The 14,959-nt window shown below is 65.2% G+C and carries 15 protein-coding genes and 1 pseudogene; 5 read left to right on the top strand and 11 right to left on the bottom strand.

Annotation, left to right across the window (positions count from 1 at the left end; all coding sequences use genetic code 11):
* The first annotated feature begins 29 nt into the window (after positions 1-29).
* Together AC1DNE_RS13955 and AC1DNE_RS13950 are read left to right on the top strand one after the other, a co-directional pair.
* Entirely contained in the window at positions 30-971 is a 942-nt protein-coding gene (locus AC1DNE_RS13955) for an ABC transporter permease (RefSeq protein WP_476765699.1), read from the top strand.
* Positions 968-1,852: an ABC transporter permease gene (locus tag AC1DNE_RS13950; protein WP_441470097.1), complete on the top strand. Its 885-nt coding sequence runs from the start codon at positions 968-970 to the stop codon at positions 1,850-1,852. Before AC1DNE_RS13955 ends, AC1DNE_RS13950 begins: the two co-directional genes overlap by 4 nt.
* Before the next feature lie 146 nt (positions 1,853-1,998).
* On the opposite strand, the gene AC1DNE_RS13945 is transcribed toward AC1DNE_RS13950, so the two are convergent.
* The 4 genes from AC1DNE_RS13945 to AC1DNE_RS13930 all read right to left on the bottom strand — a co-directional run bounded on the left by AC1DNE_RS13945 (position 1,999) and on the right by AC1DNE_RS13930 (position 6,081).
* The gene (locus tag AC1DNE_RS13945; RefSeq protein WP_441470098.1) at positions 1,999-2,781 is read right to left on the bottom strand and encodes an amino acid ABC transporter ATP-binding protein; all 783 of its coding nucleotides are present in this window, start codon (positions 2,779-2,781) and stop codon (positions 1,999-2,001) included.
* On the bottom strand, positions 2,766-3,434 hold the full coding sequence (locus AC1DNE_RS13940) for an amino acid ABC transporter permease (protein ID WP_476765698.1): 669 nt from the start codon (positions 3,432-3,434) through the stop codon (positions 2,766-2,768). The genes AC1DNE_RS13945 and AC1DNE_RS13940 overlap by 16 nt, the downstream gene beginning before the upstream one ends.
* A gap of 70 nt (positions 3,435-3,504) precedes the next feature.
* Positions 3,505-4,317, bottom strand: coding sequence for a transporter substrate-binding domain-containing protein (locus AC1DNE_RS13935; RefSeq protein ID WP_476765697.1), 813 nt, complete (start codon positions 4,315-4,317; stop codon positions 3,505-3,507).
* A gap of 63 nt (positions 4,318-4,380) precedes the next feature.
* Positions 4,381-6,081, bottom strand: a complete 1,701-nt coding sequence (locus AC1DNE_RS13930; protein ID WP_476765696.1) for a thiamine pyrophosphate-binding protein — start codon at positions 6,079-6,081, stop codon at positions 4,381-4,383.
* A 104-nt stretch (positions 6,082-6,185) separates the two neighbouring features.
* Between AC1DNE_RS13930 and AC1DNE_RS13925 the strand changes: the two genes are divergently transcribed.
* Positions 6,186-6,941 (top strand): IclR family transcriptional regulator, encoded by a 756-nt coding sequence (locus AC1DNE_RS13925; protein WP_476765695.1) that lies wholly within the window; start codon positions 6,186-6,188, stop codon positions 6,939-6,941.
* A 259-nt stretch (positions 6,942-7,200) separates the two neighbouring features.
* On the opposite strand, the gene AC1DNE_RS13920 is transcribed toward AC1DNE_RS13925, so the two are convergent.
* Together AC1DNE_RS13920 and AC1DNE_RS13915 are read right to left on the bottom strand one after the other, a co-directional pair.
* Entirely contained in the window at positions 7,201-7,590 is a 390-nt protein-coding gene (locus tag AC1DNE_RS13920; protein ID WP_476765732.1) for a hypothetical protein, read from the bottom strand.
* A 42-nt stretch (positions 7,591-7,632) separates the two neighbouring features.
* Positions 7,633-7,833: pseudogene (locus AC1DNE_RS13915) on the bottom strand (TetR family transcriptional regulator); the annotation flags it as partial.
* A gap of 63 nt (positions 7,834-7,896) precedes the next feature.
* Between AC1DNE_RS13915 and AC1DNE_RS13910 the strand changes: the two are divergent.
* The gene (locus AC1DNE_RS13910; RefSeq protein WP_476765694.1) at positions 7,897-8,280 is read left to right on the top strand and encodes a hypothetical protein; all 384 of its coding nucleotides are present in this window, start codon (positions 7,897-7,899) and stop codon (positions 8,278-8,280) included.
* Positions 8,281-8,290: 10 nt separating this feature from the next.
* Positions 8,291-9,064 (top strand): SDR family NAD(P)-dependent oxidoreductase, encoded by a 774-nt coding sequence (locus AC1DNE_RS13905; RefSeq protein WP_476765693.1) that lies wholly within the window; start codon positions 8,291-8,293, stop codon positions 9,062-9,064.
* 185 nt (positions 9,065-9,249) lie between these two features.
* Here the strand turns inward: AC1DNE_RS13905 and AC1DNE_RS13900 are convergent, their stop codons facing one another.
* The 5 genes from AC1DNE_RS13900 to AC1DNE_RS13880 all read right to left on the bottom strand — a co-directional run bounded on the left by AC1DNE_RS13900 (position 9,250) and on the right by AC1DNE_RS13880 (position 14,955).
* Positions 9,250-9,801 carry a cysteine hydrolase family protein gene (locus tag AC1DNE_RS13900; RefSeq protein WP_441470105.1) on the bottom strand — a complete coding sequence of 184 codons (552 nt, stop codon included), beginning with the start codon at positions 9,799-9,801 and terminating at the stop codon, positions 9,250-9,252.
* 66 nt (positions 9,802-9,867) lie between these two features.
* Positions 9,868-10,800, bottom strand: coding sequence for a pyridoxal-phosphate dependent enzyme (locus tag AC1DNE_RS13895; RefSeq protein WP_441470106.1), 933 nt, complete (start codon positions 10,798-10,800; stop codon positions 9,868-9,870).
* A gap of 24 nt (positions 10,801-10,824) precedes the next feature.
* A complete protein-coding gene (locus AC1DNE_RS13890; protein ID WP_441470408.1) occupies positions 10,825-11,901 on the bottom strand; it encodes a LacI family DNA-binding transcriptional regulator in 1,077 nt (358 codons plus the stop codon).
* Position 11,902: 1 nt separating this feature from the next.
* Positions 11,903-13,111, bottom strand: coding sequence for an alanine racemase (gene alr / locus AC1DNE_RS13885; RefSeq protein ID WP_476765691.1), 1,209 nt, complete (start codon positions 13,109-13,111; stop codon positions 11,903-11,905).
* Positions 13,108-14,955: a hydantoinase B/oxoprolinase family protein gene (locus AC1DNE_RS13880; protein WP_476765690.1), complete on the bottom strand. Its 1,848-nt coding sequence runs from the start codon at positions 14,953-14,955 to the stop codon at positions 13,108-13,110. Before AC1DNE_RS13880 ends, alr begins: the two co-directional genes overlap by 4 nt.
* Between the last annotated feature and the right edge of the window lie 4 nt (positions 14,956-14,959).

Genomic DNA, 14,959 nt, shown 5'->3' with positions numbered 1-14,959 from the left:
CACCCTTACGGCGCGGCGGAGTTGATCCCATGCTCGCCTACATCGTGAAGCGCAGCCTCGCGACGATTCCGGTCATGCTGGTCGTCGCGCTGACCGTGTTCTCGCTGCTGTTCCTGGCGCCTGGCGATCCCGCAACGATGATTGCCGGAGACCAAGCCTCGGCGGCGGATATCGAACGGATCAGGCAGAGTTTGGGCCTCGACCAGCCCTTCCTTGTCCAGTTCGGCAACTGGCTGTGGCGACTGGCCCATTTCGACCTCGGCAATTCTGTCTTCACCGGCCAGCCGGTCACGGCGCTGATGGCCGAGCGGGTGGGGCCAACCGTGTCGGTGATGCTGCTGACGCTTCTGTTGTCGATTTCCATCGCCGTTCCGCTTGGCGTAGTCGCGGCCTGGAAAAGCGGAAGCTGGATCGATCGGGCGATCATGAGCATCTCCGTCGTCGGTTTTTCGGTGCCGCTGTTCGTCGTCGGCTACATCCTCGCCTGGACCTTCGCGCTGAAGCTGCAGTGGCTCCCGCCGCAGGGATATGCGCCCCTATCCGAGGGCGTTTGGGCCTGGCTTGAGCGCCTCATTCTGCCGGCCATCACGCTGGGCCTTGTCTACATCGTGCTGATCGCCCGGATCACCCGGGCATCGATGCTCGAAGTGCTGCAGCAGGACTATGTCCGCACCGCGCGCGCCAAGGGCTTGGGACCTCGCACGATTCTGTTCCTGCACGCGCTCAAGAACGGTGCGGTACCCGTCATCACCGTCATCGGCATCGGCTTCGCCGCCCTGATCGGGGGCACGGTCGTGACCGAAACCGTCTTCACGATCCCTGGCATGGGACGCCTCACCGTCGATGCCATCCTGCGCCGTGACTACCCGGTGATTCAGGGCCTCGTGCTGGTCTTTTCCTTTATCTACGTGCTCGTCAATCTGGCCGTGGACCTCGTCTACACACTCGTTGATCCGAGGATCCGATATTGAGCTCCCCCACAATCCACGTTGGAGCCGCGGCAACGCGCACAGAGGGATCCTTTGGTGCCGAAGCTCTCAAGCAGATGCGTCGCCATCCCACCATTCCGCTCGGGGCGGCCGTGCTGATCATCATGGTCGCGATCGCGGTGCTCGCTCCTGTGCTGGGCACAACCGACCCAACGGCCACGTCCCTGGCCCGCCGGCTGCGCGAGCCCTCGGCGCTGTTTCCGTTTGGCACCGACATGCTCGGTCGCGACCTTTACTCACGCGTCCTGTATGGCGCCCGTATCTCGCTTCTGGTCGGTTTCTCGGTCGCGATTTTCTCGTCGATCGGTGGTCTGCTCCTGGGTCTGATCGCCGGCTTCATCAAACGCGCCGATGTTGTGGTGATGCGCATCATGGATGGCCTGATGTCGATCCCGTCGATGCTCTTGGCGATCGCGCTCATGGCTTTGACAAAAGGGTCGGTGATCAATGTGATCGTCGCCCTGACGATCGTCGAGATCCCGCGTGTGACCCGGCTCGTGCGCTCGACCGTTCTTTCCTTGCGGGAGCAGCTCTATGTCGAAGCTGCCGTCGCCGCGGGCGCGAGCACGCCGAGGATCATCTTCCGCCACATCCTGCCGAACTCGCTCTCGCCCCTGATCGTTCAGGCGACCTACATCTGCGCGGCGGCGATGGTCACCGAAGCGGTCCTTTCCTTCATCGGCGCAGGCACCCCGCCGATCACCCCGTCATGGGGAAACATCATGGCTGAGGGGCGCACTCTGTGGCAGCTCAAGTTCTATATCGTGCTGATACCGGCCGCATTTCTCTCGGTGACAGTCCTCGCCGTCAATCTGCTCGGGGACGGTCTGCGGGATGCTTTGGATCCTCGCAGAATCTATTGAATTAAACTCCACTCCAATGTCGCAGAATCACCAGCAACGCCGCAATTCCGGCAACACAAGCGATTGCTCCAACTGCGGGCACTGACTTATCGCCAAGAAGCGGACGTTCCGGAAATGAGGTTGCCCCTTGTGTGAGGCGCGGTCGGCTAGTCGTTGACGATCGCCCGGAGGAAGCGCCGGGTGCGTTCCTGGGTCGGATTGGCGAAGAAGCTGCGGACCGGCGCCTCCTCGACGATCTCACCGGCATCGAGCAGCATCGCGCGACTGGCGACGCTCCTGGCGAAACCGATCTCGTGCGTCACAACGACCATGGTCATGCCGTGGTCGTGATGAACCTGGCGGATCACCTGCAGCACCTCCTCGCGCATCTCGGGATCGAGCGCCGAGGTCGGCTCATCGAACAGCATCAGCGTCGGCTTCATTGCGAGCGCACGGGCGATGGCGACGCGCTGGCGCTGGCCGCCGGAAAGCTGAAACGGGTAGGAATTGGCCTTGTCGGCCATCCCGACGCGTTCGAGGAGCCGGCGGCCTTCGTCGCTGGCCTCTCGTGCCGGTTGGCCCAGGATCTTCATCGGCGCAATCGTGATGTTCTGCAGCGCCGTCATATGCGGGAACAGGTTGAAGTTCTGGAAGACGAAGCCGGTCGAGAGCCGGATCGCCTGAAGTTCCTCCGGCGTTGCAGTCGCGACATTGCGGCCGCCGACCGTGATGGCGCCGGCGTTGATCGTCTCCAATCCGTTGATGCAGCGCAGCAGCGTGCTCTTGCCGCAACCGCTTGGCCCGCACAACACCAGAACCTCTCCCTCGGCGACATCGAGCGAGATCCCGTTGAGGACTTTCACATCGCCATAGGATTTATGGACGTCGTGGATCCGAATGAAGTCCTGCGCGGCAGGCATGGCCGCCGCCGCCCTCAGATCGCTTGCCATTTCTGCAGCCTTTCGATCATCCGCATCAGGATGGTGTAGCCCCAGATCAGCGCGACATAGAGCAGCGCCGCGCCGGTGTAGAATTCGAGCGGGCGGAAGAACTGGACCGTCAGTTCCTGCGCACGGAACATCACTTCGGGGACCGCGATCAGTACGGTCACGGTCACGTTCTTGATCACGGTGATGTGGACGTTGGTCAGCGAGGGCAAGGTGGCGAAGAAGGCCTGCGGTAGGGTGATGTAGCGCATCACCTTCCAGCGCGAGAAGCCGAGCGACTGCGCCGCCTGCACTTGCGTCTGCGGGATCGCCTCGAGCCCGCCGCGGAAGGCTTCGCAGGCCAGCGCCGCGCCGTTGAGCGAGAGTGCAATGACGGAGCTCGCCGTCGGCGACAGCGAAGCGCCCGTCAGGATCGGCAGCACGTAATGGATCCAGATCAGCAGGACCACCACGGGCAGCGTGCGGAACAGATCGACGAAGACGACGGAGGCACTGCGTACCAGCCTGCGTTGCGACATGCTCATCGCAGCCAAGACGACGCCAAGCAGGGTCGAAAACAGGATGGCCGGGAAACTCGTCCACCAGGCATGCCAGAGGCCGCCGGCGAGATACGGCCCGTAGTCGCTGAGAACGCCGAACTGGAAAGTGTAATTCATGTCCCGACCCCGGCCGGAAATCCAGGCAAAAAGGGACGCGCCGACGAACGCAGCGCGTCCCTGGGTGAGATCAGCGCGGCCCGGTCGCGAGTTCGGGCGGCAACTTCCACTTCTCTGCGAGGGTGCGGTACCAGCCACGAAGCTGCATCGCCCGGACATAGGTGTTGAGGAACACCACGAGATCGAGATCCGAGTAGCGGACGGCGTGGTTCATGGTCGTCCACTCGGTCTTGTCGGCTGCAAACTTGACGTTGCGCAGCTCGGTCGGGCGCTCCTCGGCGCGCATCGCGTTCGAGACGGAATCGCCGATATAGGCGGTCGACCGCCCCTGCATCACCTCCAGCACCGCGGCGGCGGTGTCGGATAGCGGGTTCGCCTTGGCGTTCTTGAAGGTTCGCTGGGCGAATTGCTGGGCGGCCGTGCCGCTGACGACCGAGACGACATTGCCGGGCTTGTCGAGATCCTCGAAGCTCTGCACGGAGCTGTCGGCGCGCACCATCGCGGTCGACGACAGGTATCCGATCGGGTCGGTGAAGGCGACGGCGATGGCGCGCTCGGGCGTGGCGCCGAGGCCGCTCATCACCACATCCCATTGCCCGGCCTGGAGCCCGGCGACGAGCCCGCTCCAGGTGGTATTGACGAGCTGGACCTTGATCCCGGTCATCTGCTCGAAATTATGGATGTCATCGGCGATGAAGCCCTCGTATTCCCCGCTCTTCGGATTGAGCAGGACGAAGCGGTTCCAGGGCGCGACGCCCACGACCATCTTCTTCTCCTTGATGATCCGGTCCAGCGTCGGGCCGGCCTTGGCGGCGGAGGCCGTCAGTGCTGCTATGGCCGTGACGGCAACGGCCATCGTCATGGCTGCTATATGTTTCAACATGCTGTTCCCTCCCTGTTTGAGGCTGTCTCTCCGGCAGCCCTTTGATCTTGTGCGAGCGTGGCGTCAGTGAACGGCGTCGGCGGCGAGGATGGTCTCGAAGCCGACGATCGGCGCCGTGGCGTCCGGATCGATCACGACGTCGAGGACGTAAGGCGCTCCCGCCGCCTGCCCGCGCGCGAGGCCATCTGCGATCCCCGTCGGATCGGTGATGCGCTCGCCCTTGCATTTCAGCGCGCGGCCGACTTCGCCGAAGTCGATGTCGAGGAAGTCGCATTCGAGATAGCGGCCCATCGCCTTCTGCTCCCAGTGCCGCTGAAAGCCGAGCGTGCCGTTGTTGAAGACGACGACCAGGACCTCGACGCCGTAGCGGGCGGCAGTTTCCAGCTCGTTGAAGACATAGCCGAAGGCGCCGTCGCCGGTGACGCAGACGACCTTGAGCGAGGGGTCGGCCATCTTGGCGCCGATCGCGGCCGGCAGGCTCCAGCCAATGCCGCCGGTGCCGCGCGGCGAGAGGATGAAGCGGCCGGCGCCGGGCACGTCGATATGGCTCATCGCCCAGCCGGTGACGTAGCTGGCATCGGTGACGATCAGGGTTTTCTCGTCCGTCCGCGCCGAGATCTCGGCGAGCAGCCGCTCCGGCCGGATCGGCGTCTGGCCGGAGGTGGCGACGGGCCGGAATTCCTCGCGCCAGGCCTGGGTCAGGGCGTTGAGGCGCTCGCGGGTCGCCGCGTCGGTGCGCGCCAGCCCGTGCTCGGCGCAATGGGCGAGGAGGTCGCGCAGCGTGTCGCGGATATCGCCGACCATGGCCACGTCGGTCGCGAAATTGCGACCGATCTCGGCCGGGTCGATGTCGAGATGGATCAGCTTGGTGCCGGGCTTGGGCAGCGACCAGTCGCTGTAGCAGATCTGCCCGGTGCGCGAGCCGAGCACGAAGACGACGTCCGCCTCGGCGAACAGCGTGTTCGAGATGCGGCCGCGGCCATAGCGCCCGCCCGTGGTCGAGCCGAGCGGGCCCGCGGCGAGAGGATGGGCGTCGGGGATGGCGCCGCGCCCGGTCATCGTCGTCGCGACCGGCATGTCGAAGAGCTCCGCCAGGATCCGGATCTCCTCCTCGGCGCCCGAGATGATCGAGCCGCCACCGGCGATCAGCAGCGGTCGGCGCGCGCCCGCCAGCAGTTGGGCGGCACCGGCAATCGACTCCCGGCTCGCCCGGACGCGGTTGGCCGGAAAATGGGCATAGGCCGGGTCCGCCCAGGTCTCGGCCTCGGCCTCCGCCGCCATCACATCGCCCGGGCACAGCAGCACGACCGGGCCGGGACGCCCCGTCGTCGCGATCCGGAACGCCTTGCGCACCGCGTCGCCCGCCTGCTCGGGCATGTCGATGCGAATGACTTCCTTGACGTAGGGACCGAGCGCCACGGCGTGATCGAGCGCGCTGCTGGCATGCTTGTTCTTCAGCCGCAGCGCATGGTCCTGCACCAGCGCGATAACCGGCACGGACGAGCGCTGCGCCTCGAGGAGCCCCGTGATCAGGTTGGTCGCGCCGGGGCCGAAGGTCGCGGCACAAACGCCGGGACGGCCGGTCACCTGGGCATAGCCATGCGCCATGATCGCCGCATGCTTCTCGTCGCGGACGGTAACAATCCGGGTGAAGGACCGATCGACCGCATGGAAGACATGGATCGGATCCTCCATCCCGAACAGGCACCTCACCCCATGGCTCTTCAGGGTCGCATAGAGCAGCGCGCCGCCGGTTCCTCGCATCGTCTTCTCCCTTGACGTTTTGATTGTGTTGCGTATTGTGCAACATGTTGTTTATTCATCGTGGCGGCGCTTTGTCGCCACGTCAAGCGGCAATGCGAGGCTGGATGAAATCGATCGAGAAGGCCGTCAGCGCGTTGCAGCTCATGGTTGAATCAGGCGGAGAGCTGCGGGTCGGCGACGTCAGTCGCCATCTCAAGGTGAATCGCAGCACGGCTTCGCGTCTTCTGGCTTCACTGGCAGGTGGCGGCCTGATCGAGCAGGACCCGCTAACCCAGCGCTACGGCGCAGGAATTCTCGCCGTCCAGCTCGCCGCCGGCTTCCACCGCAAGTTCGACATCGTCGAGCAGGCGCAAAAGGAAATGGAAGCGCTCGCACGCGAGACGCAGCACACGGTATGGTTGGGGGTTCTCTCCGGAGCGGAGGTCGTCGTGCTCAAGACGGTGCGCGGCTCGCAGCCGATCCAGTTCGCCGTCGAGCCCGGACACCGCCTGCCGGCGCATGCAGCGGCGATGGGCAAGGCCCTTCTCTCGCTCAAGCCCGATGCGGAGATTCGCGGCCTGTTTGAAGGCTCCTTGGCTGCGACCACCCGGCAGACGCTGCACTCGGTCGACGAATTGCTGCGCGAGCTGGCCCTGACGCGACTGCGTGGTTACGCCATCTCAAATCAGGAGCTCTTCGACGGCGTAAAGGCGGTCTCGATCGCCCTCACGGAGAAGCACAAGGGCACCTCGATCGCCGTCAGCGTCTCATATCCGCTCTTCGCCCTGGCTGACGGTAACGATCGGCCGATCATCGATGCGCTGCTCGCCTTTGGCCGTCATTTCGGCGCTCGCATCGGTGACGCCCGATGGACGCGTTAGGCTGTCGAACCGAGAGAAACCTCGCAGTTCGAAACGCGGAGATCCATGTATCGAGGTTCTGCCAGTTGGGGAGCCGTGAAGCGACAAGAGCGGAGGTTTGCATGTCGCCCGGAACCGGACGCTCACAAATCCGTAGCTAACTCCGCTGGCAACCCTGATGGGACCTCCAGAGCACCTTGCCCGGCGTCCTGGCATGCCGCCCCGCGTGCTCGCGCTGCGGGAGGCGAACGTGCGGCCAGCCCGGGCGGGGCCGGCCCAACTACAATGCTGCTCCGGGCCCCTCCCCGGACTCTCCTTCCAGCACCCGGGAGCAGAGCGGTTGGAGCAGCGCGCATATGGCGTCGGCGCCGCGTTCGCCGGTGCGCAGCATCTGGAACATGGGGAAGCTCGTCAAAGCGAAGAGCAGGTCGACAACGTCTTTCTGCTTCGCTTCGTCACCGCCCCGGCGGCGAACAATCACGCCCAGCGCCATGCGGCGGCGCTCGTTGCGCAGCGCCAGGCTTTCGGCCAACTCCGTGTCGATGGCGGCTGTCGCGAACAGCCCGGCCAATGCATCATCTGAACTCCAGAAATCGCAGAAGACCCGGACCAGCCCGGCAAGAGCCTCGTGCGGATCCGCGAGCGCCATCGCTTCCGTCAGCGTCGCCATCGCGCCCGCTGCCGCCAGATTGTCGAACGTCTCCTCGAGGAGGCCGCGCCGCGAGCCGAACTGATTGTAGACCGTGAGCCGGGTTACCCCCGCGGCTGCGGCGACGGATTCCAGCGAGAGCGCCCCGCCGCCCGGCTGGCGGAGCAGCGCCGTAGCGGCTGCGAGCAGCCGACTGCGCGTTTCCGCCGCCTTTGCCTCCCGCTTGGTGCCTGAATAGGGCCTTGACGTACCGTTGCGAGTCATGACTATACAGTGTGTATATCTAAATTTGACGCATGTTCAATCTGCGCCACCGGAGCTTAGCCGATGCAGCCCCTGCCGATCATCATCGCCGTGCATCTTCTCTCCTCTGTTTTTTGGGCTGGGACGACCTTCGTTCTGGCGCGGGCCGGCGGAGCGGATGCCGCCGGGCTGGCCAAACCCCAGATGGGAGCCGCGCTTGTCGCGATGGGCTCGGGCATGCTGCTTTGGCAGCTCGCTCACGCAGGTGGTTTCGGCAATATGGAGGCGACGCTCGCCGTGGGAGCGGCAACAGCGCTGACGGCATTCGCAATCCAGGCGATCGGCGCCCTATGGGCTTTGCGATCTGGTGCCGCCGGTCCTGCGGCCACGCCCGGTCGCATCCAACGCGTTGCCGCCGCCCTGCTGATGGTCACGGTGGTCTGCATGGCTATCGCACGTTACGCCTGAGGAGCGGTGAATGTTTTCGATCCCGATCTATCCCGATCTCGCCGCCAAGACGGCCGTCGTCACCGGAGGCTCCGGCGGCATTGGCGCTGAAACGGCGCGCTGGCTTGCCTGCAACGGTGTGCGCGTCACGGTGGCGGGGCGTGATCCGGGCCGGCTCAACGCAACGCTCCGCTCGCTGGAAGCAATCTCAGCCGGGCATGCCAGTGTCTGCCTCGACTGCACCAGTCGCGAGGAACTGGAAGCTGCGCGCGCCGTGTTCGCGAAACGAGAGGACAAGCTCGATATTCTGGTCGCGTTTGCTGGCGGCGGGAGTGGTCGCCCCGCGCCGCTGGAGGACGTAACCGAAGCGGACTGGCGCTCCAGTCTCGACCACAATCTGACCGCGACCTTCCTGACGCTGTCCGTCTTCTTGCCCAGCCTCAGGCAAGGGCGTGGAGGGGCCGTCATCACCATGGCCTCCTCCGCGGGCCGCGCGCCCTCACAGGCGCCGCTCGGCTATGGCGTCGCCAAGGCAGGCATCATCATGCTGACGCAGCAAGCGGCACATGACCTCGGCCCGAGCGGGGTGCGCGTGAACTGCGTTGCGCCCTCCGCCGTTCTGACGGATCGCACGGCAGCGCATATGCCACCCGACATCCAGGCGCAGGTTGCCCTTGCCCACCCGATCCGGCGGCTCGGCTCCCCGGCGGACGTAGCGGCAGCAACTCTCTTCCTCGCCTCCGAAAGCGCGAGCTGGCTGACGGGCGCGACACTCGATATCGCGGGCGGGCGGCTTATGCATTGAAAGCAGCCGCTGCGGCCCCGCGCCGGCATCGCCGAGCCGTCCCGTCACGGGTGGATCGAGCATCAACCGCAAGAACGGGTCGGATGCGGCATGCGCCATCGCGGCCGCCGCCATATGCAACTCGCGCGACAGGCTGTTCACCGCAGCCGGGATTGATGCCGCGGCAGGTCAATCCGAACTCCGCTTCACACGACCTTTACGCGTCCGCCGAACCCGGACCCAAACAGGGCCTCGTGCGCATTCTGATCAGGGTCGTAGCAGCAGTCCCGGACCAGTCTCAGATCGTAATCCGCATCACTGGCCCAGGCGACACTCGAAAGAACCACGCCGGTCGTGCTTATCCCGGCCATGACGAGCGTGCTGACACCGCGCGCCCGAAGGTCGGCGTCGAGCGATGTGCTATAAAAGACGCTGGCGCGCGGGCATGCATAGACAAGATCGCCCCGTTCGATTGCGAGGCCTTCTACGGGCAGGCCGGTGCGAAATCGTCCGCTCGAGAGATAGGGCGTGATCTGACGGTTTTCAGCCGGCGGCGCATGTTCATAGCCTTCACCCAGCGAGAAGTTGGGGAACAGCACCGGTCGGCCGGTGGCGCGCCAATGCCGGATCAGTGCGTTGCACCGATCCAGCAAGGGCGATGGCTGCTGCCCGAACAGGATGTCGAACACATCGACCTGATAATGCATGACGACGAGGGCCGCCCTGTCGATGTAGCTGCCGTGGAAATCGACCGACATCACGATCACCCAAGGTTGAATTTGAAACAGGCATCTAGTCTCATCGGCAGAGATATCGGCCTGGGCCTAGGGATCTCTCGCCATCGAAAGATTCCGGCGCCACGTATTCAATTGCTCGACTGTCGATGTCGCCCCGCCGCAGACGATGACCAAGATTTTTTGATGATCGGCGAGGTCCGCGACATTCTGGTAGAGCGTGGCGAGGCTTGCCCCGCATGCCGGCTCGACCAGGATGCGATGGTCGTCCAGGAATCGCAGGCAGGCATCAACCGCCTGAAGATCCGAGACGACGGCGCAGTCGATGCGATGCTCTGCAAGGAGAGCGAAGGCATGCTCCGAGACCTGGCGTGCACCGAGCGAAGTGGCGATGCTTCCGATCGCCGGTAGAACGATGCGCTCGCCCCGGGCAACCGACTGGGCAAATGAGGACGCACCCGTCGTCTCCACCGCAAGAACGGGAATGTTCAGCTTGTGGCGCTGCAAGCCTTCGACGACGCCGCTCAGCAATCCGCCGCCACCGACGGAGAGCACGACGAGGTCCGGCTGCACTCCGTCCTCGACCATCTCATCGATGATCGTCGAGTGCCCTCGCCACACGACCGGGTCGTCGAAGGGGTGGATGAACGCGTCGCTGTCGCCCAGCATCGAAAGCGCGCGCTCGTTTGCCTCCTGCCAGGACGCACCCTGTACCAGGACATCGGCATTCATGTCCGAGATCAGGCGACATGCCCTTGGCGATGTCGTCTCGGGAACGACAACCGTCACCGGGACGTCGAGTTCACGCCCGGCATAGGCGACGGCGATCCCGGCGTTGCCGCCAGACGAGCTGACGAAGCGCTTGACCCCGCGCTTTGCATGTTCCTGACACGCAAGCCCGATGCCGCGGAGCTTGAAGGATCCGGAGGGTTGAAGGGATTCAAGCTTCAGCCACACCTTGCGCTCGCTCGCCCGAGAGAGAGAAGGCGAGCAGTAGGTCGGCGTTCTGACATGGAGGGACATCATGACCTTCCCCAGCATAGTCGATCAGCGATCAGCAGCACTATGCGCATGCTGGACAGGCCCGCTGCCACGATCGTCCAAAGGCGCGGTGGAGTGCCGGATCTTGAGTTGCATCCCCACGGACAAGCGCTCCGACGCCGCTTGCGGTTGCTTGTCGGACATTTTCTTCAGCAGAAGAGTGGCTGCGAGCTGGGCCACTTTCGTACCATTGCCACGCACGGCCGTAATCGACGGCGTCATGACTTCCAGGATACTGGCGTCACCGATCGACACGATCGAAAGGTCGCGCGGCAGCACGAGGCCGCGCTTCGCGCAGAAATGCAGGATGCCGGGGATCTCGTCGATATTGGCGATGATCGCTGTGATGGGCCGCTCTCCACGGCACAGGGCCTCCAATTTGCGAGCCCCGAACGCCCCCACCTCGAAGATGCGACCTGCCGGCGGCTCCAGCCCCCTGTCAGTGAACGCCGCATCGAAGCCTGCCCGTTGCTCCCGTCCGACCCAGGTATCGAGGTGACCGGCAACAAGCGCGATCTCGCGGTGCCCCAGCTCCAGGAGGTGCTCGGTTGCCCTGCGGGCACCGGTGCGATGCTCCGTCAGGACGGTATCGAATCCGCCATCGGGGCTGCGCTCCCAGAGCACCATGGGAATCGTGATGGCGGCGAGCCGTCGCGCCGTCTCCGGATCGTTGTCCCGATTGACCGCCAGGAGCATGCCGTCGACGACGCGGTTCTGCAGCAATGACAGGATCTCGGCCTCGCGGCTGTCGTCGAAATGCGTACTGGCGACAATCAGCGTGTATCCCTCGCGACGCAGGGTGTTTTCCGCAGCCGCGATCATTTCAGCCGCTATGGGCTGGCGGATGTCCGTGACGAGGCAGCCGACGGCGTAGCTCTTTCCGAGCCGCATGGAGCGCGCCACGGAATTGGGGTGATAACCCAGATCCTGTACGGCCTTGAAAACCTGCTCGCGCAAATGAGGCGCGACATTCTCGTTGCCGTTGAGAACCCGCGAAGCGGTGCCGAGCCCGACACCGGCCCGGCTCGCGACATCCTTGATCGTGATCGGCCTGGGCTCGTCCGCCGACTGCCTCGTCCCCATTTTAGCCACGCCCGTCCCTCTCCTGCCCCAGGCCGACATACACGTGCGGCAATGAGCGCGCGAGCCGCGGGACCAATTCGATGACCGTGATGCCGATGGCCCTGGCGAGGTCATGGATCGAAATCTCTTCGGCTCCCTGCCGCCCGAGGACCACGACCTCGTCGCCGGGCGCGGCGTCGGCGATCCCGGTGACGTCGATGACCGAATGCTGGAAGGTCCGGCGCCCGAGCACCGGGCAGCGCCGTCCTCGGATCAGCACCTCGCCAAGAGGCGGAATATGGTTCAGCCCATCCCAGAAACCGATCGGCGCGACCGCCGTGCGCATGCTGCGTTCGATGGCGATCGGCGCACCATAGCCGATCCCCAGCACTGTACCCGGAGGATGCTCCTGGACCTGGATGATCCGGGACTTCACGGCCGCGAGCAGAGGCGAGAGGCCACCAATCTCCATCCAGTTTTCATCGAGCCCCCCGCCATAGATCAATCGCCCGGGGTCGACCGCATTGAAGAGCATCTCCGGATAGGCCAGCACCACGCGGCTCGACGCCAGCATGAGAATGAGATCGTCATGGCCGGCGGCCGCAGCATCGGCTGCCGCCTGCCGGAAGAGTTCGGCCTGGGCCCGGCTGATCTCGGGATCATCCGGCGTGCTGAGATGCGAGTACAGGCCCCGCACCCTGACATGATCGGCGGCGCGAAGGCACTGCAGGACGCCGGGCCACTGCTCGGGGCGCAGACCGTAGCGGCCAAGCCCGCAATCGACCTCGACAAAGACCTCCATCCTATCGCTCGCCGCAAGCACCGCTTCCATATCGGCTATGCTCTGCACCGTCACCGTGGCACCGAGCCCGGCAGCGGCCGGCAGGTCGTCCGGCGTGGTCGAAGCGAACAGCAGGACGGGAAGCGTCGTGCCGGTGCTGCGGATCGAGACGACCTCGTCCGGGCTGCCGGCGCAGAAGCCGTCGACGCCGGCGCTTTCCGCGGCCTTCGCGACCGCAGCGGCGCCAAAGCCGAAGCCGTCGCCCTTGCAGACGAAGTAGATGCGAACATCCGGGCCGACCAGGCTGCGCGTTGCCGCGACATTCCGGCTCAATGCGCCGAAATCGAGTTCCGCCCAGCTTGGCCGCAGGAGCCGGGCGCGATCGTGCCGGCGGCAATCGGTCCGGCGCTCGCCCGGGCCCGTTACCGGAAATGCGGCTAGCGCTGTCATGCCAGTTCCCCCTCATGTTCCCGGCTCAGCGCCGCCCGGCTTCGATCGCCCTGCATGAAGAGGCGCAGCTGCGCCTCCGCCAGCTTCGGCAAATCGGCTGCCAGGCCTTCGCGACAGGCCTCCGTCGCGATCGGATCGGGGCGCCCGTTCGCGCCTGTGACGACGCCATAGACGTCGCGAGCGAACTGCGCGGTGAAGCGGCCTTCGCGGACATCGGCGGCGACATGATCCGGGTCACGCTCGAGCGGGTCACCATTGCCTGCCCCACCGGGGGCGACATGGGTGAACAGATCCCCCTTGCTCAGGGCAAGCGTCCGCATCGGCATCACCGGCAGGAGTTCGGTCTTGCCGTTCCGATCGATGATGTTGAGAGACGGAGAGCCCGGACATCCGCCGAAGAGACCCGGCGGCAAATGCGCGCGCCGATCCGAACGGATCGTCAGTTGCGCGTCATCCCCAAGGACACGGTACGAGCGCGTGATCGCCATGCCGCCACGGCGACGGCCGGCGCCGCCCGAATTTGCGACGAGACCATAGGTCTCGATCCTCAGCGGATAGCGCGCCTCGATCAGTTCGATCGGCATGTTCGAAAGGTTGGCGCCGGGGTTGGCGATGCCGTCGACCCCGTCCTTTGTGGCTCGGCCACCCCAGCTTCCGAGAATTCCGTCGGTGATCAGCCAGGTCTTCCCCTCGTGAGTGCCGCTGAGCGACACTGCGGAGGGGCCACCTTCGCCCGCGGCCGGCATCCGGTCCGGCACGATCTGGGCGAAGGCGTTGAACAGCACATCGAGCATGCGATAGGCCATGACGCCGCGGGCGGCGCAGGCCGCGGGCGGACGCGGGTTGACGATGGTGCCGAGCGGAGCCACGACCCGGACCGGTCGCGTATAGCCCTCGCAGTTTGGAACGGCCGCCTGGACGGCGCAGCGCAATGCGGCATAGGCGACCGAATAGGTGATCGCCACGGGCCCGTTGATGGCGCCCGGCACCTCCGCGCTGGTCCCCGTCCAGTCGATTTCGAGCTCGTCGCCTGCGACGGTGATCGTGACCTTGAAGCGGATCGGCCCGCCGCCCTCGCCAAGGCCGTCGATGAAGTCCTCGGCCTCGTAGACGCCGTCGGGCATCGCGCTGATCTCGTCGCGGACGAGCTTTTCCGCATAGTCGTGCAGTTCCGCGAGCATGCCGCGCATGGCCGGCGCGCCATATTTTTCGAGCACCTTGCCGAAGCCCCGTTCGGCAGCGGCGCAAGCGGCGATCTGGGCACGAAGATCGCCCAGAACCTGCTCCGGCACGCGGGAATTGACCTCCAGGAAAGCCAGAAGGTTCTCGTCCATCCGGTCATCGTGCATGACCTTGATCAGCGGGATCCGCAATCCTTCCTGGAAGATCTCCGTGGCATGCAGCGCCATGCTGCCCGGCGCCATTCCGCCGAGGTCGGTGTGGTGGACAAGGCTGGCAACGAAACCTTCCACATTGCCGGCGTGGAATACGGGCTTGACCAGATAGACGTCCGGCAGATGCATGCCGCCGGCACCGTAGGGGTCGTTGGTGATATAGCCGTCGCCCGGCTGCATCGTCCTGCCGAACCGCTTGAGGATGTTGACCATCACGCTCGGGAACGAGCCGAGATGCACGGGATTGGTGAGGCCCTGAGCGATGATCAGACCGTCTCGATCGCAGAGCGCAGTCGAGTAGTCCATCGAGTCCCGGACGATCGGCGAATAGGCGCTGCGCAGGATGACCAGCGCCATCTCGTCCGCGATGGACGCAAGGGCATTCTTGACGATCTCCAGCGTCACCGGATCGGAGCGCGACAATGCGGGGGCAGAATGGGGGGCGAGCATGACG

This window comes from Allobosea sp. 05L423, from assembly GCF_056397745.1.
The sequence above is the reverse complement of the archived record's forward strand: the minus strand, read 5'-3'. Positions and strand labels throughout refer to the sequence as shown.